A 20,262-nucleotide genomic window follows, 5' to 3' on the forward strand; every position below is an offset into this window, starting at 1 on the left:
TTTACTGGGCTTTTTTGTTTTTTATCTTATGAAGAAACTGTCAATTTGTAGAGAAACTGCCGATCCTTTTTAACGGTTTCGGCTCAAACACGATAAGCTATTCAAAACCTTATTAAAATTTGCTACACTACCGCGCATTAGTAATCCCACAATTGAGCTAATGTTATATATATCTACTTTTTTATTACCATTGCACTAGGTTTGCGACCTAGCTAGCAGGAGAGAGACATGAGCACTAACCAAGATAGTAATACCAAAGAAAACGCGATAACGGATAACCAGTCAGCACCTGTCTACGATAGTATTACCAATAATATCGTCGTTGCTGCATTATATAAGTTCACACGCTTTGCCGATTTTGAGCACTATCGTGAGCCTATCCTAAATACTATGCTGGGTAACGATGTAAAAGGTACGTTGTTGTTGGCAAGTGAAGGCATCAACGGGACGATTTCTGGTACGCGCCAAGGTATCGACACTGTACTTGACTATCTACGCAGTATTGAAGCCATTGGTACGTTTACTTTTAAAGAGTCTTATACTGATGCACAGCCGTTTTATCGTACCAAGGTAAAGCTAAAAAAAGAAATCGTTACCATGGGCGTAGAAAACATCGACCCCTTGGAGTCTGTTGGTCGCTATGTAAAACCAAGCGAATGGAATGCACTAATCTCAGATCCTGAGGTCACCTTGATCGACACGCGTAACGATTACGAGGTGCAAATCGGCACTTTCCAAAATGCGGTCAATCCAAATACGGAAACCTTCCGTGAGTTTCCAGAGTACGTCTCAAAAGAGCTGGACCCCACCAAGCACAAAAAAGTCGCTATGTTCTGTACGGGCGGTATTCGCTGTGAGAAATCTACTGCCTATTTGCGCGAGCAAGGGTTTGAAGAGGTCTATCATCTAGAAGGTGGTATCTTAAAATATCTAGAAGAAGTTCCTGCCAGCGACTCTATGTGGCAAGGTGATTGCTTCGTCTTTGACAACCGTGTATCGGTCAATCACAATTTAGAAAAAGGCAGCTATGAGCAATGTTTTGCTTGCCGTATGCCCATCACTGCCGATGATATGCAGAGTCCAGCCTATATCAAAGGTGAGTCATGCCCACACTGTATCGACAAAGCAACTGATGAGCAAAAAGCTCGCTTCCGTGAGCGTGAGCACCAAATGCAGTTGGCAAAACAACGCGGCGAAGCTCATATCGGTAGTGACGTAATAGACGTCATCGAAAAGCGTAAAGTCGCTAAGACTGAAGCGCGTCTACAAGCAGAAGCTGCCAATAAAGCAAAAGCCAACTAGTTTAGATTTGGCAAAATAAAAAGAAAGGCTCTATTAAATAGAGCCTCTCTTTTTTTAACTTCAAACGAGGTTAACGCTGTCACTTTTTTCTAATGAATTGACTATATTAGAATAAAATGCGTACGCGGATAGTCTCTTCCACATCTTTTAACTGATCTAGTGCAGCTGTTGAGTCATTGTAATCGACATCCATGACTAGATAACCAACATCACCTTCCGTCATTAGGCTCTGTGCTAGGATGTTAATCCCTGCTTCAGCAAACAAACGGTTAATCTGCGATAGTACACCTGGTACGTTTTTGTGGATATGTAGCAGACGATGCGAGTTTTCTTTGAACGGAATAGACACTTCTGGGAAGTTTACCGCAGTCGCTGTATCACCTTGGTCAGAGTATCTAACGAACTTATCTGCGACTTCAAGACCGATATTGGCCTGAGCTTCTTGCGTTGACCCACCGATATGCGGCGTCAAAATCACATTATCGAACTTACGTAGTGGTGACTCAAACTCTTCGTCCGCTGATTTTGGCTCTTTTGGGAACACATCGATAGCCGCTCCCAATACTTTACCAGACTCAAGCACAGCCGCCAGATCATCAATCTCGACACAGGTACCACGTGCCGCGTTGATAAAGTAACTGCCGTCTTTCATTTGAGCGAATTGCTCCGCTTTCATCATATAGCGAGTGCTTGGCACATCAGGTACATGCAAGGTCACGATATCAGCCGTTGATAGTAGCTCTTCTAGGCTGCCTACTTGTACCGCATTACCTAACGGCAATTTGGTCACGACGTCATGATAGATAACTTTCATGCCGAAGCTCTCTGCCAGCACAGACAACTGCGAGCCGATAGAGCCGTAGCCGACAATACCAATAGTCTTACCACGCACTTCGTGTGAGTTGGTCGCAGACTTGCCCCAGCCGCCGCGATGTACAGTGGCATTCTTTTCAGGGATACCGCGGTATAGCATGATGGCTTCGGCCAGTACCAGCTCAGCCACCGAACGGGTGTTCGAGAATGGCGCGTTAAAGACAGGAATACCTAAGTCACGAGCTGCCTCTAGGTCTACTTGGTTGGTACCAATACAAAAGCACCCAATGCCGATAAGCTTGTGCGCATGCTCAAGTACTTCGCGCGTCAGCTGAGTACGCGAACGAATACCGATAAAATGAGCGTCTTTGATTTTCTCAATCAGCTCATCTTTGTCTAGTGCGTGACTGATATTCTCGATGTTGTGATAACCAGCGCCTTCTAGTACTTTTAGGGCATTGTCATGTAGACCTTCAAGCAATAAAAACCGGATTTTGTCTTTTTGTAGTGATAACGCCATATGAGAACTGTCCTATAATTGTTTTATAAGATTATCTGTTGGATAATCTATGATGGATGAAACGAAAACAGTCCCGATATCTTACACAAAATTTGAGGTCGATGTTAGCAGATTAGATGAATTATTGGTTATCAAGCCTGAAAAATTTTTATGCTATAGTGAATCATTCTACTTAAAACCTATCGAACTGCTTTTTTATCATTGACCGCTTCTTATTTGTAAAAACCGCCACCCACTTATTGTTATCACGAGCGGACTCATCACTGAATTTATAGTTGTTTCGCTATATAATAAGCAGTACCAACATTCCTAGCATCGTGCTTACGCTAATATTGAGAGTTGACCATGACGACCATTACCGATCAGCCCATATCCGATACCAACACCACTGCTGTGCAAACGATCTTGAGCACACTGACTGACACTCATCAATTTGACCCCAGCCAAATCAAAACCGATGCGGAGAGCTTAGAGCATTGGGGCAAAGACTGGACCAAGCACTTCGCCCCTGCTGCCGCTGCCATCGTCTTTCCAAAAAGCACTGAGCAAGTACAAGCCATTGTACTACTGGCTAATGAGCACAACGTCGTGCTGACCCCAAGTGGCGGTCGTACTGGACTGTCTGCTGGTGCAGTAGCAGCCAACGGTGAGATTGTCGTTAGTATGGATAAAATGAACCGTATCGGGCAGTTCTATCCTGCTGATCGTATGGTCGAGATTGAAGCAGGTGTCATCACAGAGCAGCTGCAACAGTTCGCTGAATCAAAAGAGCTATACTACCCTGTCGATTTTGCTTCGGCAGGTTCTAGTCAGATGGGTGGTAATATCGGCACCAACGCAGGCGGCATCAAAGTCATTCGCTATGGCATGACTCGTCAATGGATCATGGGGCTGACCGTCGTCACGGGTAAAGGCGATATCTTGCACCTCAACCGCGGCATGGTAAAGAACGCTACTGGCTATGATTTGCGTCAATTGTTCATCGGTAGTGAAGGTACGCTTGGGCTCGTTACCCATGCACAGATTAAGCTTGAGCGTCAGCCACAAGACTTAAACGTCATGGTGCTTGGCATGGACAGCTTTAATGATGTCATGAATGTACTCTCTGCCTTTCAAGCACAGATTGATTTGACCGCGTTTGAGTTCTTTGATGATGTGGCCATTGATAAGCTGATGGCACATGGTCAAGTACAAGAGCCGTTTGAATCACGTACCAAGTTTTATACCCTACTAGAGTTCGAAGCGCCTTATGAGCCTATCATGGATAAGGCCATGGCTATATTTGAGCACTGTATGGAGCAAGGCTGGGTCGTCGATGGTGTGATGAGCCAAAGCTTGGCACAAGCGACTGAACTGTGGAAACTGCGTGAATACATCTCTGAGACCATCTCAGTGTTTACGCCTTATAAGAATGATGTCTCTGTACTGATAAGTCATGTGCCTCATTTTATCGAAGAGATCGACAGTATTGTGAGCACTAACTATCCAGATTTTGAAGTCTGCTGGTTCGGTCATATCGGCGATGGCAATTTGCACCTTAATATCTTAAAACCTGAGAACATGAGCAAGGATGATTTCTTTGCAGAGTGTCAGGTAGTGAATAAACACGTGTTTGAAACCGTACAAAAATACGGCGGTTCAGTATCTGCTGAGCATGGCGTAGGTATGACAAAAAAGCCTTATCTACAATATAGTCGCAGCAAAACTGAGATCAATTACTTGCGAGATATCAAAAAAGTATTTGATCCAAATAACATTATGAACCGTGGTAAGATTTTTGATATGTAAGCATTGGAGTGCACAAATATACTCCAATGCTTTGTCACAAAAAAGACGCTAAACCATCAGGCTTAGCGTCTTTTTTATGGCTAATATCTATCGTTTATAAATATAACAGTATCAGCGCGACGACCAGTAACACACTTAAAAACCCTTGAATGATCAAAAATGCCTGATGCGGTGCTGCAATATGGCGAAACATGTTACCCAATGCATTGTAAGTAATGCCTGCCGCTTTGATATGCGGTGGACTATCAAAGGTTTTGATTGTTTGCAAAAACCGCTCTGTACGATCAGATGACCAACCGTGCGGTGCAAATGGCAAAAACGGTGACAGCTGTGCTGCTTGTTCTTTGGTAGCAGGCGACCATAGCCAGCGCTCCAAAAACAGTAAACGCATACGCCAATCAGTAAAGCTACGATGATTGATCACTTCCAGTAACAATACTTCGATGTTTTTGTGACGACTGTCCGCAAATATACGCTCTTTGAGCACAAATACGTGTCTTTTCTCGCCTTCGATACACTGTAAAAAATGACCATTGCCATAGCATAAAGTACCGGTAATACTGTGCTGCTCGTTGTAATTACGAGCATGTCCTTCTACTTCATCAAAAATAGAAGTATTCAGGCGTGAGCTGATGGTCAATGTACTCACATAGACCAGCTGGACCAGTGCTGATTCTTCTATATCTTCCCATCTCTTGATTCTATTGCTACGATTTGAGGGCATAATAAAACAATCCTAAAAGCCGATAAATACGGCTGCGATAAATACGGCTAAATGAAACAAGCAAAACGATACTATGCCTGAAGTAAATAAAGATACTAACTCACACAAACGTAGCAAATAGTTACTACGTAGGACTATTATTACCTCTGCAGATTGCTATCATAGCAAGCAAAATGAAAGGTACTGATAGATATTACTTAGATTATGTATTTATATAATAAATAGCAAAACAATAACCGTTATGAAAGCACTGTATGATTATGTTTTTTCGCTATTGATGATGCGATAAAGATCACACAGTACAGCATGCAATAGTTACTGCCGTTTACTGCTCTATAGTAGCCAAAATAAACCTCAAACATACTGAACTATACTGTGTAAGATGTGACTATAACCCATTGTAAATACGGCAATAAATCATTGTAACGGCTCTGTCTGGTTATTGACATATTTTTATTGGTTTTTTTATAAAAAATTGACAGAATATAGTTTTTGATACCTTTATCTTAGACGTACTCAAATTTAGTAGAGACTTAATACAGGAATATTATGAGCAAAATTGAAAAGCTAGACGACTTTCATCTTACAATCGCTGAGATTAAGAAAAAAGACTACCCGCAACTCAAAGCATTGATGGATCGTGTCTATGTAAACTTAGGCGGTGCATGGTCAAAGACAACCATTCATACTTTGATTGATGCTTTTCCTGAAGGTCAGATTGCCTTGTTTGACCATGACCAATTAATCGGTATCGTGCTCTCGATGCGTGTAGATTATGCAAAATTCTCTAACCCGCACACCTATGATGATTTGATTGGGCAAAAAGAAATCATTAGAGACAACCCTGAAGGTGATGCAATTTACGGTTTGGACGCGCTGATTGATCCTGATTATCGTGGCTATCGCCTAGGTCGTCGTCTTTATGATGCTCGTAAAGAGCTGTGTCGTCAGTTGAATTTTCGCTCTATCCTTGCTGGCGGTCGTATTCCTAATTACCACAATCATAAAGACCTGACCCCAGGCGAGTACATTGATGCAGTCGAAAGCCGCGAAATTCATGATTCAGCGCTGTCTTTTCAGTTATCAAATGGCTTTATTGTCAAACGTATCTTGACCGCTTATCTACCAGACGATAAGCAATCAAAAGGCTTTGCTACCTTGCTCGAGTGGGCCAACATCTATTATGAGCCTAAAGACTACAAGCCAAACACACGCAAGTCTGAAGTGCGCATCGGTGGTATTCAGTGGCAGATGCGTGAAGTTGAATCTCCTGAAGAGCTACTACAACAGGTTGAATTCTTTGTCGATATCATGGCTGATTACAACTCAGACTTCGCGTGCTTGCCTGAGTTCTTTAATGCACCATTGATGGGACTATGTGAAGAAACAGATCAGAATATTGCCATTCGCTTTTTGGCGGGTTATACCGAGTGGTTCAAAAACGAGATTTCGCACTTAGCGGTCAGTTATAACGTCAATGTGATTACAGGCTCTATGCCGTATTTGGATGAAGACGATACGCTATACAACGTCAGCTACTTGTGTCGCCGCGATGGTACGGTTGAAGAACAACGCAAAATCCACATTACCCCGCATGAACGCAGTGCTTGGGTTATCGAAGGTGGTGATGAAGTCAAAGTGTTTGACACAGATGCTGGGCGCATCGGTATCTTGGTTTGCTACGATGTTGAGTTCCCTGAGCTTGCCCGTCTGATGGCACTTGACGATATGGATATTTTATTCGTACCTTTCTGGACAGACACCAAAAACGGCTATCTGCGTGTACGTCATTGTGCCCAAGCGCGTGCGATCGAGAACGAATGCTATGTCATGATTTGCGGCTCGGTAGGCAACTTGCCACAAGTAGAGAGCTTGGATATTCAGTACGCTCAGTCGTCGATTTTTTCACCGTCAGATTTTGCGTTCCCACATGATGCGATTATGGCAGAAACCACTGCCAACACGGAGATGGTATTCTTCTCTGATGTAAACTTAGACAAACTTACTCATGTCCGCCATGAAGGTTCAGTACATAACTTGATTGATCGCCGTGATGACTTGTTTAGCTTGAAATGGAAGCGAAAATCCAAAGTTCCAGCGAGCAAATTAACTGATGAGCAGCGCCGTGAAAACTCAGGTAGCGTACTCATCGGTGATCCGCTACAAAACCGCGCGCAAAAGCCGTAATAGGTTGACGTAGCGCACTTATAGTAGACTTTATAAATAATACGGCTGATTTTCAGCCGTTTATTTTTATCTACTATCTACTCACTCATTTATTAAATAGACTTGTTTAAACCAAAAAGCTGACGTAATGACAATTGATACTATGCATCAAGAAGTTAAGCATCAAGAAGTAAACCCTGCCAAGACAACAAAGCAAAAGATATTATCTATCCTAAAAACGGTCGTGATATATGGCTTGATGTTCGCAGTCATCTATACAGCGGTCAACTGGTGGCGACAACCAGTCATGCCAGCCAGTCCGCAATTGCAACTGACTGATTATCAGGGAGAGACTATTGATCTGGCTGAGTTGAGTTACGAACAGCCGACACTAGTATACTTCTGGGGTACATGGTGTTCAGTCTGTAGCTTTACTTCACCTACCATCAATAAGCTAGCGGCAGATAATTATCCTGTTGTCACTATCGCTGTCCAGTCAGGCTCTGATCTGGACTTACATAGCTACCTTGATGAAAACGATTTTAGTTTTAGGACGATAAATGATCAAGAGGGCGATATCTTTGACGATTGGCAAGGGCAAGTTACCCCATCATATGTGGTGTTAGAAAATGGCAAAATGACGCAAGGACTGACTGGCATACAGCCATTATGGTCGTTGAAGCTACGCTTATGGCTCGCCTCTGTTTTTTAGCGACTGAACCTGACTTTTTTAAAAATCATTTCAAAAAGAGGTCATCGTTATACTCTTATCAACGACATATAACCTAGATAAACGGTTGATATTGGTCAAAATGAGGATGAGATTGCTCAGCTCTTTTTACCCTACCCTTTTTGTCATATAATAGCTGCCGATCTAAATATTTTTTCCTATTATTTATACAAGCATATTTTATGTTGCAATCGTCTCATTACCATTTATTATTGACATAACTATTTATGGGCTAATAAGCGATAATGGCTATTTACTGGTATGACGGTTGATAAACCGACTATCATGAGCAATATACCTACTATTCGTAATTAAGCATTATCAATACCGCGTGACCCTCAGTATTATATTGAACCACACTGAATTGAACCACACTGAAAATCGAGCCTTGTAGCCGGTTTTGAACCGACACACAAACCTACCTTTTAAAAAGATATCTTCTATGACTGATAAAAGCACTGATACCCCAAGCCAAGATTACAAAGATACGCTAAACCTTGCGGACACGCCATTTGCGATGCGTGCGAACCTTGCCAAACGCGAGCCAGATTGGTTGGCTGCTTGGGAAGCAGATGACGTGTACGGTAAAATTCGTCAGGCACGTACTGGTGCGACTAAGTATATTTTGCACGATGGCCCTCCGTATGCCAACGGTCAGATTCACTTGGGTCATGCAGTTAATAAAGTGTTAAAGGACATTATCGTCAAATCAAAAACGCTATCAGGATTTGACGCGCCTTATGTCCCTGGTTGGGACTGTCATGGTCTGCCGATCGAACAAAAGGTCGAAGCCAAAGTTGGTAAAGTGGGTAAAAAAGTCTCAGCAACTGAGTTTCGCGGTCTATGCCGCGAATATGCCAGTACGCAGATTGAACTGCAAAAGGCAGACTTCAAGCGTTTAGGGGTATTTGGTGATTGGGACAACCCTTATCTAACCATGAACTTCGCGCAAGAAGCCAATATCGTACGCGCGCTTGCCAAAATCTATGACAATGGTCATGTGACTCGCGGTATGAAGCCAGTCAACTGGTGCTTGGACTGTAGCTCAGCTCTCGCAGAAGCTGAAGTAGAATACCAAGACAAGGTCTCTGACGCGATCTATGTCAGTTTTGATGTACTTGATACGGACAAAATAGCCGCATTGGCAGATATTGCAGATAACATCGCTGCGGTTATTTGGACGACCACGCCGTGGACACTACCTGCTAACCAAGCAATCTCAGTCCATCCTGAGCATAACTATAGTGTCGTTGCGACTTCAAAGGGCAACTTGCTACTGGCTGCTGATCTGGTTGAAACTGCATTGAGTGAGCTCAAACTAGACAACAACGGTATCTTAGCAACTGTTTCAGGTAGTGAGCTTGAAGGCCTACGTGCTCAGCATCCACTGATTGAAGACCGTCAAGTGCCACTCATCTTGGGCGATCATGTCACTACCGATAGTGGTACTGGTCTGGTACATACCGCACCTGGTCACGGTTTAGACGATTATATCGTGGGTCTAAAATATAACTTACCTGTTGAAAACCCAGTAGGCGGTACGGGCGTTTATTTAGATAGCGCGGCGGTATTTGCAGGTGAGCACATCTATAAAGCCAATCCAAAAATCATCGCTGCTTTACATGACAATGGACACTTAGTCAGCCATACCAAAATCGAGCACAGCTATCCGCATTGCTGGCGTCATAAGTCGCCAATTATTTTCCGTGCGACCCCGCAGTGGTTTATCAACATGGAAACTCAGGGTCTACGTGCTCGCGCGCTTGCTGACATCCCGTCAGTGAACTGGACACCAGCATGGGGACAGAACCGCATCGAGGCGATGATGAATGGTCGTCCTGACTGGTGTATCTCACGTCAACGTACGTGGGGCGTGCCAATTACGTTCTTTACGCACAAAGAAACAGGCGAGCTGCATCCAAACACGCTTGAACTGATGGAAACTGCCGCACAAAAAATCGCTGAGGGCGGTGTTGAGGCTTGGTTTGATGCCAGCTGTGAGGACTTCTTAGGCAATGAAGCGGCTGACTATGACAAAGCAACGGACACGTTGGACGTGTGGTTCGATTCAGGCACGACGCATTTTGCGGTACTTGACCAGCGCGATGAGCTGACCAATCCAGCTGATATGTATCTAGAAGGCTCTGACCAACATCGCGGTTGGTTCCAGACCTCTCTACTGACCTCAGAAGCCATATATGAGCGTCCACCGTTCAAGCAGGTATTGACCCATGGTTTTGTGGTCGATGAAAACGGTCGTAAGATGAGTAAGTCATTGGGCAACATCATCACCCCGCAAGAAGAGATCAATAAAACGGGCGCGGATATGCTGCGTCTGTGGATTGCGTCTAGCGATTATCGTTATGAGATGAGCGCTGGTAAAGCATCATTTAAAGGGGCAATAGATCAATATCGCCGTATCCGTAACACTCTGCGTTTCTTACTTGCCAATACCGATGACTTCGATCCAGCTACTGACAGCATTGACATCAATGAGTTGGTTAGCCTTGATAAATTCATCATTGAGCGTGCGCAAACTGTACAAGCGCAAATCATGAGTGCTTATGATGCGATGGACTTCCATCAGGTCACGCAGCACGTAACGGCGTTCTGCTCGCAAGACTTGGGTAGTTTCTATCTAGATATTATCAAGGATCGTCAGTACACCACGCAGGCAAATGGACAGCCGCGTCGCTCTGCACAGACGGCCATCTACCATATCACTCATGCACTGATTCGCTGGATCACACCAATCTTGTCATTCACGGCGCAAGAGGCATGGGAAGTGCTGAACCAACGTGAAGCGGACAAAGGCGGCTATGTATTCACTCAAGAGTGGTACGAGTTCCCAGCGTTTGAGCTGAGTGCCATCAGCAACGATGACTGGCAGCGCATTATGTTTGCCAAAGACATGGTAAACAAACATATTGAGACCGCACGTGGCGAAAAAATCATCAATGCTAACTTGTCTGCTGATGTCAGCCTATATGCTGATGGTGCGATGCATGAGAGCTTAGCCAAGCTGGGTGAAGAACTGCGCTTTGTATTGATTACCAGCAAGGCAGCTCTAAAACCGATGAGTGAAGCATCTGCCGATAGCGTCAAGCAGACAGACAATGCGGACGCAGAGAATACAGAAGAGGTTGTGGACTTGGTCGTACAAGTAAGTGCAGCTAGCGGTACTAAGTGCGTACGCTGCTGGCACATTCGTGATGACATCGGCACAGATAGCGCGCACCCTGAACTATGCGCGCGCTGCGTGACCAACGTCAGTGGCGACGGCGAGGTGCGTTACTATGCCTAACCCAACGGATTCATCTGATAGCCAGCATGACTCGCAGGTTGAGGTTGACCATTCTCCTAAGCCTGCTCATGCGACCACAGGTAGCTCGACCATGCCTAGAAGTCGTCTGACTAAAGTGCCAAAGATGGTAGCTAACGGCAGTCGCGCTTTTATGTGGTATGCGCTGGCGATAATTATCGTCATTATCGATCAATGGACCAAATGGCTGGCAGAAACCAAACTGACCTTTCACGATCCAGTGCCAGTAATCGAGCCATTTCTCAATTGGACACTCGCTTATAATTACGGTGCGGCATTTAGCTTTTTAGCGGATGCGGGCGGTTGGCAGAAGTGGTTTTTTTCAGGATTGGCATTACTCATGTCACTGGTCTTGATTGTCTATCTGATCAAAGCACCGCGCAAGGCTACCTTGCTATCATTTGGTCTGGCTTTAGTATTGGGCGGGGCAGTTGGTAACCTCATCGATCGTCTATTGCATGGTCATGTGATTGATTTTATCCATGTGCACTATGCTGATGTTTGGCATTATCCAATTTTTAATATCGCGGATATTGGTATTTCTATCGGTGTTGTACTGATTATCATCGATATGCTGTTTTTGGAAAAAAAGCGTGAAATGCCAAGGTCATAACCGTCTATAACTAGAGACGTTAGTTCAACTTATAAATAAAAAAGGTGGGTTACGTATTCGTAATCCACCTTTTTTTTTCGACCTATTTATTACTTTCATCGCAAAGGTATTGATGCTACCGACCAAAGCCCTACTGATAACGTTTTAGAAAAACTCTGTCAACGTCTCTAATCCACCACCTGCCAATAAAAACAACAACCCTGCCATATTGATGACAACGGTCAAATAATAAGTCACACGAAATTCAGGCTTTTGTGATTTGTGACGCAGATACGTCTGAGCCAATAGCGCGCCTACCCAACCACCAAGCGCGCTCAGCACGTGCAAGGTTGACTCGGGCGTACGCCAGTCGCCACTTTGCGCGGCCGCCTTATCTTTGGCATACATGCCATAAGTAATAACCCCTAGCACGACGTACCAGCCGACCACCAGCCAGCTCAGCTTATCTGTCGCTGCTAATAAGGCTAAGACACTATAAAAGGCAATGCCAAGGAACGAGCGTTTCTTCTGTCCTGCTTCAAACTCTGCTTGATGGTTACGCTTCTGATTGCGCTGACGGATCTGCTGGTTCTTTTGCGCCATTTTTTGCTGTACAAATCCAAGCTCTTGTACTTGCTTGGCCTGCCTGCGCCCTTGATCGTCTTGTCCAATACTAAAAACGACTTGCTCGCCAACATCAGGACGGCGCTGCGCTCTAAACTCACTCACATGAAAGAAAACAGACTCACCTGTCTCAGTTTCAATGAAGCCAAAACCTTTGTCATCCTGCCATTTTTTGACAGTGCCCTGTTGTTTATTCACTACCGACACCTCATATCTTTTAGAATTGCCAATTATAGTACACCATATGCGTTACATTATTGACGCTTACATCTGGCCTTAGATGGCTTATTATTTCTTACACTATAATAGTCTAGTTAAAAACACTACAGTCCAACTCATTATTTTCTATTCTTTTATTCTAGCAACCGATGGCTTTTATTATGACTCAATCTCAATTTATTAATCCAAACGAAGACACTCGTATCGCTTACGGTAGCCTTGTAAAGCTACACTTTGAAGTGTCATTAGAAAACGGAACCATCATCGACTCAACCTTTAATCGAGATGCGCCTGTGTCATTGACTATCGGTGATGAGAGCTTGTTGCCTGGTTTTGAGCAAGTACTGATGAACCTACGCGCCGGTGACACTCGTACTGCGCACCTTGAGCCAGAGCAAGCGTTTGGCGAATGGAATCCTGAAAACATCCAACACTTTAGCCGTACTCAGTTTGCACTCGTCGCTGAAAACCCAGAGATTGGTATGATGGTTGAGTTCGAAGACAAAGGCAAGAACACCCTACCCGGTACGATCAGCGCCATCGATGAGGACCAAGTCGAAGTAGACTTTAATCACCCACTGGCAGGGCAAGATGTGCTATTCAAAGTAAAAGTCTTTAAGGTCACACCGCCTGGTGTTACTGGTATCCAATTGATGTAAACATCAATAAGTACAACCCTTCTAAAAATAAATATCGATAAAAAACAGTCAAAAAGGAGACTTGCATGCAGTATCAAATATTACCGCAACTCGATGAAAAAGTATCTAAGATCTGTCTAGGTACGATGACTTGGGGACAGCAAAATAATGAAGCCGAAGCACATGAGCAAATGGACATGGCACTCTCTGAGGGTGTGAATTTTTGGGATACTGCCGAGATGTATCCGTCACCACCAGACAAAGACAAACAGGGTGATACCGAGCGATTCATGGGTACTTGGTTTGACAAGACCAAACAGCGTGACAAAGTTGTTCTTGCTAGCAAAATATCACCCATGGATTTTTTGCGTGATGGTCAAACGCGCTTTAACGCGCAGCATATCAGTAGCGCTATTGACGGCAACCTTGAGCGCCTACAAACTGATTATATCGATATTTATCAGCTGCATTGGCCTGAGCGTAAAACAAACTTTTTCGGTCAGCGCGGCTACTCAGAAGACATGGCAGCGCAGTCATTAGATGACTTAACGCCCTTTCTAGAGACCATTCAGGCTCTGAATGACGAGATCAAAAAAGGTCGCATTCGTGCTTATGGCTTATCAAACGATACCGCCTGGGGCCTCATGCGCTACTTATGGGAAGCGGATAAAAACGGCTTGATTGCACCCATTACTGTGCAAAACCCATATAGTTTGTTGAACCGGTTATATGAAGTTAATATGGCTGAAATTGCCCATCGTGAGAATGTTGGTCTACTTGCGTATTCACCGCTTGGTTTTGGTGTGTTGTCTGGTAAATACCTCGATGGTAAACGTCCAGCTGGTGCGCGCCTGACGATGTATGATCGTTTCGGACGTTATGTGAATGAGCAGGCCAAATCAGCCACTGAGCAATACGCCAAGATAGCCGCTGATGCTGGTCTAGACATGGCGCAGATGTCATTAGCCTTTGTGAACTCTCGTCACTTTGTCACCAGTAACATCATTGGAGCCACGACGACCGAACAGCTCAAATCAAACATCGATAGTGTCAATGTAGAGCTGACAGCAGATGTGTTAGAGGCTATTGAAGCGGTACATGCGCAGCAGCCTAATCCATCACCATAGCTCGTTGGAGGACATAAGTGCTGATAGCGTTTACTGCGTGATATTGTATTTAGCCTATTAGCACTGACACAAAAAAGGCGCAAATCGGAGTCATATAACTCACGGTTTGCGCCTTTTTGTTGGCTAGGCTGCTTATTGGCTAGACTGCGTTACAAGCACTATAAGCACTCGCTACTACAAACCATCAGTCCTGCACTGGTGTGTTAAGGACTCTTGAATGCAGCTCTGCTAAGCCTTCTTGCATACGTGCCTGCAATACATTGGTCAGCTCACTTTTAGTACAGCCTTTTGGATCGATCGGTGCTAATGGTAAGACATAAGCGGTGACATCTTTGCTATCGAGCACTTTTTTCATGCTCTCTTTCATGGTCAGTTTGCCATAGTATGGTAGTGCGTCACTTAAGGTGCCCTCTTTATCAATATAAGCAATGATAATCGGTCTGATAGGCACATCAGCGTCTATGGCTGATTGTAGGAGTGTCCCATGAATGCGCTTGATTTTTTTACCACTGGTTGTGGTCGCTTCAGGGAAGAATACCACCGAAAAACCTTTAGCTAAGAAATCAGCAATCTGTGATGACACTGAGCCTGCATCACCGGAACCACGCTCAATGAAAAGCGTCCCTGCGGCGTGAGCGAGCTTGCCAAATACAGGCCACTCACCAATCTCAGCTTTGGATAAAAAGAATGCTGGACTTACCGTGCCAACAACAGGGATATCCATCCATGAGACATGGTTCGATACCCATAACCCGTGAAGCTGCTCTACAGGCTCAACTTCAACTACTTTTACCCCAAACGAGCCTACCATCTTGCGACAAAACGTCTGAATATAGCGTGGTAGTTTTTCGCGTGGTGGCTGCTTAAATGCACCGATACGCTGTGCCGCACGTAAACCGCCGACCATGGTCGTGGTCATACCAGCGATTTGCTTGCCGCGGCCCAACTGTCGTCTGAGTGAAAAGCTTGATTTAGCTTGGCTCATCTGCGCCCTCATGATTAAATAACGGGTGTTTAATAGTCAAAAAACGAGCCCAGTATAGCAAAGTTCGCACGCTCAGTGATAGCTTGTTCACTCAGTGAGTGTTTACTTTTATAAAAATAGGCAATAAAGCCGCGTTATAAACATTTATCCACAGCAAACGCTGTAACATAAAACTATCGCTAATTATGCTAATGCCCTTTAATATCAAGTGATTCGACCACATATAGAAAACCATATAAACGCTACGATAAGGCTTACTAAGCTGATGATAGCGAGACATTTACTTTATTAAATAGGTGATACTCTTTGGATTATTTTGAAAGACATGAAGGTGGCGAGCGCGCCATTTTAGTACATTTAGACATCCGCCAAATTCAAGATCCTGACGATCTGGGCGAATTTGAGCTATTGGCTGATTCGGCAGGTGCCGATCGTTTGGCACTGGTTACGGGCTCACGCTCACGTCCTGATGCCAAGTACTTCGTCGGTAGCGGCAAAGCAGAAGAAATTGCAGAAATGGTACGCGAACACGATGCCGATATCGTACTGTTTAACCACAGCTTGTCGCCTTCACAGGAGCGTAATATCGAAGCGCTAGTGAAGTGTCGCGTGTTGGATCGTACGGGTTTGATTTTGGATATTTTTGCACAGCGTGCCCGTACCTACGAAGGTAAGCTGCAAGTAGAGTTGGCGCAGCTCAACCACCTATCAACCCGTCTGGTACGTGGTTGGACGCATTTGGAGCGTCAAAAAGGTGGTATTGGTCTGCGTGGACCTGGTGAGACCCAGCTTGAAACCGATCGCCGTCTACTACAGACTCGTGTCAATCAACTCAAAAGCAAACTAGAAAAAGTTCGTCAAACCCGTGCTCAAGGTCGTGCCCGTCGACAAAAATCTGATGTACCGACTATCTCACTTGTCGGCTATACCAATGCGGGTAAATCGACGTTGTTCAACCGCCTGGTCGATGAAAATATCTACGCTGCTGATAAGCTATTTGCCACACTAGATCCAACACTGCGCCGTTTGGACTGGCAAGGTGTTGGGCGCGTGGTGCTGGTCGATACCGTTGGTTTCGTCCGTCATCTACCGCATGAGCTGGTTGAGTCTTTCCATGCAACGTTAGAGGAGACGCTAGAGGCGGACTTATTGCTGCACGTCATTGACTCCTCAAGTGAAGACATGCATGAGCAAATTCAAGCAGTCAAGGAAGTATTGGCAGAGATCGACAACGATGTGCCTGTGCTCAATGTCTATAACAAGATCGATCTGACTGATGAGCCTGCACATATCGGCTATGCGAGTGAAGGACAGCCAAACCGCGTCTATGTCTCTTCTAGAGAGAACCTCGGTATGGAAGGACTAACACTTGCGGTACAGCAATTGCTTACTGGTAAGCTGACTACGTTTGATTTGACCTTGCCCTACGATGCTGGACAGTTCAAAAATACCTTGTATGAGCTGGGCGTTATCTTAGAAGAAAGCTATGACGATACTGGGCGTGAGTGTCTCACTATTCGCCTACCAAGTGATCGTTTGCGACAACTACTTGGTCAAGCCAACCTAAAACCAATAGATGTGTTACCACTTGCCCAAGCCACACTATTGATGCCGGTGCTCGAGGAATTCGAGAAGGTAGACGATATTGAAGAGCCGACGATGACAGAAGCCGAAGAAAAGGCGTTTGACGAGTTTGATGCGCTGAGCTCTGAGGCGATAGATTCAGAAAAATAACCCCTTATCCCGATAAGGCTACTGATTATTGGGTGATGCCAGATAGTACTTAGTATATAGTTCAATCATAAATGGACGGTATCAATCGATATCGTCCATTTTTTTGGATATACATTGCTGTTGCTTGTACGCTTTATTAGTTGGCTCACTCTCTATATAATCGCCTGTTATACATTCAACAAATATTGATAGATAGCATCAGCTAGCTAAAAGCCAGAATCTCAAAATTAACGGTATTCACAACATCACCCTCTCTATAGTATTCTTGATGCTATTACTCACTCGCTTTTGCATATAGTCTATCTATAGCTGACTTGGCCACACTACTTATGAAGCCTACTCAATCCTCACATATACCGCTGTGGCTTGCGTTAATCCTAACGCTAACCATGGTTATCACTGTTCGTGAAACTGCTGTCATTCTCTGCCAAATGGCTGGTATCGAAAAAGCCGCCAACATCGTGGGATTGGTCGCGATGTTTGTTATCTTGATGGTATGGCGCCTGAGCAAGGGATTACCCAACTGGATGACTAGAGCAAGTAACACCTTGCTAGTCGATAGTGGTTTCGCTTTTTTGCCCGTTTCGGCGGGTGCAGGCTTGTTGTTATTTGCGTTAGGAGATGAGCTATGGGGAGTGATGATAACGATGCTGATCAGTACACTCATACCACTGTGGGGACTTGCGATACTAGCCAACCGTTGGTTAAATCAAGATGCCAATGCTGATAGTGTGACCACTAATGAGCAAAAGGGACAGCAGTGAGCTGCGGAGAGATATTATGACTTTTGACAGCGTATTGATGGCGACCCTAGCGGCTGTACTCTTAACTTTAGTAGCACACGTGACTGCTCGTGTCTTGGCGCGTAAATTGACTTGGTTACCGATGGTCATTACCGCACTCGTTCTCGTACTGGTCTTCTTGTTTGTATTGCAATGGGACTACAACAACTACTATAGCGTAGCCAAGCCCGTATTCGATCATCTCTTGGGATATGTCACTGTACTATTGGCCGTGCCACTAGCAGCGATGAACTTTAAAGGCTTACCAGTCAAAAAACTGTCTATAATCGTTGCAATTGCTAGCGTCGTTGGCGCCCTACTGCCCATGTCGCTGGCTTATCTGTTTTCGCTCAGTCATGACACCATACTGGCATTCGCTACCCGCTCTGTGACCACGCCTATTGGCCTCAGTGTCGCAGACTTAATTAAGGCCCCATTAGCGATGGCTAACCTCATTATTATCGTCTCAGGTCTCATCGGCGGCACGGTCGCGCGCTTTTTGTTTCGCGGCGTTAATGATGATCGTGCCAAAGGGCTGGCGCTCGGACTGGCCGCTCATGCATTTGGTACCGTAGAGGCATGGCAAATCAGTCATACGGCTGGACGTTACGCTGCCTTCGGACTGGCTGTCAATGGTCTGGTTACTGCTGTCTGGGTACCTGTATTTATCAGTGCCCTTATTGCTTAACACTTAGACCTTTCTAACTGCCGGCTTTAGTAACAGGCTCTAATAACTGGTCGATAGCTATGTTGTCGTTTTTACCGTTGCTGAACACGATTTTAATCTTGGTATGTGTGGCAACTGCTGAACACGATTTTGATCTTGGTATGTGTGGCAACCTCTGTTCTAAGCACTGTTTTTAATTTTTGACACTACCTGAACTAAATACTATTTCTGAGCGTTATTTTTAAACATTGTCATCATGATTAAACTTTAGAGCGTTAGACTGCTGCATTCACTTCAGAGATAGACTGCAAGCAATTAGCAGTCGCATGATATGAGGGTTTTGCTGGCGAGTCTCTGAACCTATAGCGTACTACATACCTTACATTGTACGATGGTAAAAACTTGATTTTACAACTTATTTTGACAATCTGATACGGCAAAAAGTTATTATATGTTATAGTAAGCAACTATTATTTTTTGTATCTATTGCAAGTGGTTCTTATTAGACGTGGTATCCGCTGAGTAGCTATGTTCATGATGAGCTACAAAATCCGGCATTACTGATAACCGCTTAAACGCACAAAACAACGCGTCTACAGTCAAAACAATTTGCCATTATTCGATGAAAAGTGATAACACTATGATAAATACTGCTACTTTGATTACTCGCTGTTTGTCTCCTATTTTATTAAGTGCAATTGCTCTGTCTAGTTTTTCTGTTGCTGCCAATGCTGGCAATATGTATATCTATAAAGACAAAGGTGGGCAAGTATTACTGACCAACGTAAACCCTAGTGGAAATTTTGATAAATTTACGAAAAAAGTAAAAGTCACTTATTATAAAGATTCTAAAATGTATGATAGTGGCAGTAGCAGCAACAGTTATGGCAGCAGCGCTGCTAGCAATAGCGGCAGCCGCAATGCTTATGACAGCTACATTCGCGCCTCTGCTGAACGTCATGGCGTAGATCCAGGCTTGATGAAAGCGATGATGCATACTGAATCTGCTTTTAATCCTAATGCCCGCTCGCCAGTAGGTGCTCAAGGCCTCATGCAGTTGATGCCTGCCACAGCCCGTCGATTCAAAGTAAGTAATCCTTGGAACCCTGCCGATAATATCGAAGGCTCTGCCAAATATATCGCTTGGCTCATGCGCCGCTTCAACAACAACGTCGAGTATGCCATAGCAGGCTACAACGCTGGCGAAGGCAATGTTGATAAATACGGCGGTATTCCTCCATTTAAAGAAACGCGTAACTATGTTCAAAAGGTCATGAGCCGCTATCATAGCCTGTATAAAAATGATGCAGGTCTATCTGGTGCAAGCATCAATGCTAGTAATCAGACAGGCAGTACCATTACAGGTAGCGGTTTACAAAATGTCAGTTACGGTACCAGTAGTAATGTGAATAGTGCTAGCTACGCCAACTCAGCTTATGATGCTTTGCGCTAAAATAAGTTTACATGCTATTAGGTCTAGGCATTGTTAGCTCTAAAGAGCTTTTAAATAAACATTCTCTAACTAAATA

The 20,262-nt window shown here is 44.4% G+C and carries 16 protein-coding genes; 12 read left to right on the plus strand and 4 right to left on the minus strand.

Features of this window, described 5'->3' with window-relative positions:
* Positions 1-228 precede the first annotated feature (228 nt).
* Complete coding sequence (gene trhO, locus AC5JP1_RS07870) at positions 229-1,302, plus strand: oxygen-dependent tRNA uridine(34) hydroxylase TrhO (RefSeq protein WP_493843719.1); 1,074 nt, start codon at positions 229-231, stop codon at positions 1,300-1,302.
* Between the two features lie 106 nt (positions 1,303-1,408).
* Here the strand turns inward: trhO and serA are convergent, their stop codons facing one another.
* Positions 1,409-2,635: a phosphoglycerate dehydrogenase gene (serA, locus tag AC5JP1_RS07875; RefSeq protein WP_443525500.1), complete on the minus strand. Its 1,227-nt coding sequence runs from the start codon at positions 2,633-2,635 to the stop codon at positions 1,409-1,411.
* A gap of 345 nt (positions 2,636-2,980) precedes the next feature.
* Between serA and AC5JP1_RS07880 the strand changes: the two genes are divergently transcribed.
* Entirely contained in the window at positions 2,981-4,423 is a 1,443-nt protein-coding gene (locus AC5JP1_RS07880) for an FAD-binding oxidoreductase (protein WP_493843720.1), read from the plus strand.
* A gap of 94 nt (positions 4,424-4,517) precedes the next feature.
* On the opposite strand, the gene AC5JP1_RS07885 is transcribed toward AC5JP1_RS07880, so the two are convergent.
* Complete coding sequence (locus AC5JP1_RS07885; RefSeq protein WP_493843721.1) at positions 4,518-5,147, minus strand: BLUF domain-containing protein; 630 nt, start codon at positions 5,145-5,147, stop codon at positions 4,518-4,520.
* Between the two features lie 549 nt (positions 5,148-5,696).
* Between AC5JP1_RS07885 and AC5JP1_RS07890 the strand changes: the two genes are divergently transcribed.
* The 4 genes from AC5JP1_RS07890 to lspA all read left to right on the plus strand — a co-directional run bounded on the left by AC5JP1_RS07890 (position 5,697) and on the right by lspA (position 11,978).
* Positions 5,697-7,334: a carbon-nitrogen hydrolase family protein gene (locus tag AC5JP1_RS07890; RefSeq protein WP_443525495.1), complete on the plus strand. Its 1,638-nt coding sequence runs from the start codon at positions 5,697-5,699 to the stop codon at positions 7,332-7,334.
* Positions 7,335-7,461: 127 nt separating this feature from the next.
* Positions 7,462-8,025 (plus strand): protein disulfide oxidoreductase, encoded by a 564-nt coding sequence (locus AC5JP1_RS07895; protein ID WP_493843722.1) that lies wholly within the window; start codon positions 7,462-7,464, stop codon positions 8,023-8,025.
* A 460-nt stretch (positions 8,026-8,485) separates the two neighbouring features.
* Positions 8,486-11,347 carry an isoleucine--tRNA ligase gene (ileS, locus tag AC5JP1_RS07900; protein ID WP_493843723.1) on the plus strand — a complete coding sequence of 954 codons (2,862 nt, stop codon included), beginning with the start codon at positions 8,486-8,488 and terminating at the stop codon, positions 11,345-11,347.
* Positions 11,340-11,978 carry a signal peptidase II gene (gene lspA, locus AC5JP1_RS07905; protein ID WP_493843724.1) on the plus strand — a complete coding sequence of 213 codons (639 nt, stop codon included), beginning with the start codon at positions 11,340-11,342 and terminating at the stop codon, positions 11,976-11,978. Before ileS ends, lspA begins: the two co-directional genes overlap by 8 nt.
* Before the next feature lie 144 nt (positions 11,979-12,122).
* Here the strand turns inward: lspA and AC5JP1_RS07910 are convergent, their stop codons facing one another.
* On the minus strand, positions 12,123-12,779 hold the full coding sequence (locus AC5JP1_RS07910; RefSeq protein WP_493843725.1) for a DUF1294 domain-containing protein: 657 nt from the start codon (positions 12,777-12,779) through the stop codon (positions 12,123-12,125).
* A 182-nt stretch (positions 12,780-12,961) separates the two neighbouring features.
* Between AC5JP1_RS07910 and AC5JP1_RS07915 the strand changes: the two genes are divergently transcribed.
* Together AC5JP1_RS07915 and AC5JP1_RS07920 are read left to right on the plus strand one after the other, a co-directional pair.
* Positions 12,962-13,459 carry an FKBP-type peptidyl-prolyl cis-trans isomerase gene (locus AC5JP1_RS07915; RefSeq protein ID WP_493843726.1) on the plus strand — a complete coding sequence of 166 codons (498 nt, stop codon included), beginning with the start codon at positions 12,962-12,964 and terminating at the stop codon, positions 13,457-13,459.
* 65 nt (positions 13,460-13,524) lie between these two features.
* Complete coding sequence (locus AC5JP1_RS07920; RefSeq protein WP_493843727.1) at positions 13,525-14,565, plus strand: aldo/keto reductase; 1,041 nt, start codon at positions 13,525-13,527, stop codon at positions 14,563-14,565.
* A gap of 184 nt (positions 14,566-14,749) precedes the next feature.
* On the opposite strand, the gene AC5JP1_RS07925 is transcribed toward AC5JP1_RS07920, so the two are convergent.
* Positions 14,750-15,550 carry a lysophospholipid acyltransferase family protein gene (locus AC5JP1_RS07925; RefSeq protein WP_493843728.1) on the minus strand — a complete coding sequence of 267 codons (801 nt, stop codon included), beginning with the start codon at positions 15,548-15,550 and terminating at the stop codon, positions 14,750-14,752.
* A gap of 306 nt (positions 15,551-15,856) precedes the next feature.
* Between AC5JP1_RS07925 and hflX the strand changes: the two genes are divergently transcribed.
* From hflX to AC5JP1_RS07945, 4 genes are all read left to right on the plus strand, one after another.
* The gene (hflX, locus tag AC5JP1_RS07930) at positions 15,857-17,284 is read left to right on the plus strand and encodes a ribosome rescue GTPase HflX (RefSeq protein WP_493843729.1); all 1,428 of its coding nucleotides are present in this window, start codon (positions 15,857-15,859) and stop codon (positions 17,282-17,284) included.
* Between the two features lie 329 nt (positions 17,285-17,613).
* Positions 17,614-18,048: a CidA/LrgA family protein gene (locus AC5JP1_RS07935; protein WP_443525478.1), complete on the plus strand. Its 435-nt coding sequence runs from the start codon at positions 17,614-17,616 to the stop codon at positions 18,046-18,048.
* Positions 18,049-18,064: 16 nt separating this feature from the next.
* Positions 18,065-18,754: an LrgB family protein gene (locus AC5JP1_RS07940; RefSeq protein WP_493843730.1), complete on the plus strand. Its 690-nt coding sequence runs from the start codon at positions 18,065-18,067 to the stop codon at positions 18,752-18,754.
* Between the two features lie 619 nt (positions 18,755-19,373).
* Positions 19,374-20,186 carry a lytic transglycosylase domain-containing protein gene (locus tag AC5JP1_RS07945; RefSeq protein WP_493843731.1) on the plus strand — a complete coding sequence of 271 codons (813 nt, stop codon included), beginning with the start codon at positions 19,374-19,376 and terminating at the stop codon, positions 20,184-20,186.
* Positions 20,187-20,262: the final 76 nt, after the last annotated feature.

This window comes from Psychrobacter sp. H29 (assembly GCF_059073055.1).

What these genes read in the sequence shown, in the direction of transcription:
- trhO (WP_493843719.1), top strand. Translation starts at nt 229, where the DNA reads ATGAGCACTAACCAAGATAGTAATACCAAAGAAAACGCGATAACGGAT.
- serA (WP_443525500.1), bottom strand. Translation starts at nt 2,635, where the DNA reads ATGGCGTTATCACTACAAAAAGACAAAATCCGGTTTTTATTGCTTGAA.
- AC5JP1_RS07880 (WP_493843720.1), top strand. Translation starts at nt 2,981, where the DNA reads ATGACGACCATTACCGATCAGCCCATATCCGATACCAACACCACTGCT.
- AC5JP1_RS07885 (WP_493843721.1), bottom strand. Translation starts at nt 5,147, where the DNA reads ATGCCCTCAAATCGTAGCAATAGAATCAAGAGATGGGAAGATATAGAA.
- AC5JP1_RS07890 (WP_443525495.1), top strand. Translation starts at nt 5,697, where the DNA reads ATGAGCAAAATTGAAAAGCTAGACGACTTTCATCTTACAATCGCTGAG.
- AC5JP1_RS07895 (WP_493843722.1), top strand. Translation starts at nt 7,462, where the DNA reads ATGACAATTGATACTATGCATCAAGAAGTTAAGCATCAAGAAGTAAAC.
- ileS (WP_493843723.1), top strand. Translation starts at nt 8,486, where the DNA reads ATGACTGATAAAAGCACTGATACCCCAAGCCAAGATTACAAAGATACG.
- lspA (WP_493843724.1), top strand. Translation starts at nt 11,340, where the DNA reads ATGCCTAACCCAACGGATTCATCTGATAGCCAGCATGACTCGCAGGTT.
- AC5JP1_RS07915 (WP_493843726.1), top strand. Translation starts at nt 12,962, where the DNA reads ATGACTCAATCTCAATTTATTAATCCAAACGAAGACACTCGTATCGCT.
- AC5JP1_RS07920 (WP_493843727.1), top strand. Translation starts at nt 13,525, where the DNA reads ATGCAGTATCAAATATTACCGCAACTCGATGAAAAAGTATCTAAGATC.
- AC5JP1_RS07925 (WP_493843728.1), bottom strand. Translation starts at nt 15,550, where the DNA reads ATGAGCCAAGCTAAATCAAGCTTTTCACTCAGACGACAGTTGGGCCGC.
- AC5JP1_RS07935 (WP_443525478.1), top strand. Translation starts at nt 17,614, where the DNA reads ATGAAGCCTACTCAATCCTCACATATACCGCTGTGGCTTGCGTTAATC.
- AC5JP1_RS07940 (WP_493843730.1), top strand. Translation starts at nt 18,065, where the DNA reads ATGACTTTTGACAGCGTATTGATGGCGACCCTAGCGGCTGTACTCTTA.
- AC5JP1_RS07945 (WP_493843731.1), top strand. Translation starts at nt 19,374, where the DNA reads ATGATAAATACTGCTACTTTGATTACTCGCTGTTTGTCTCCTATTTTA.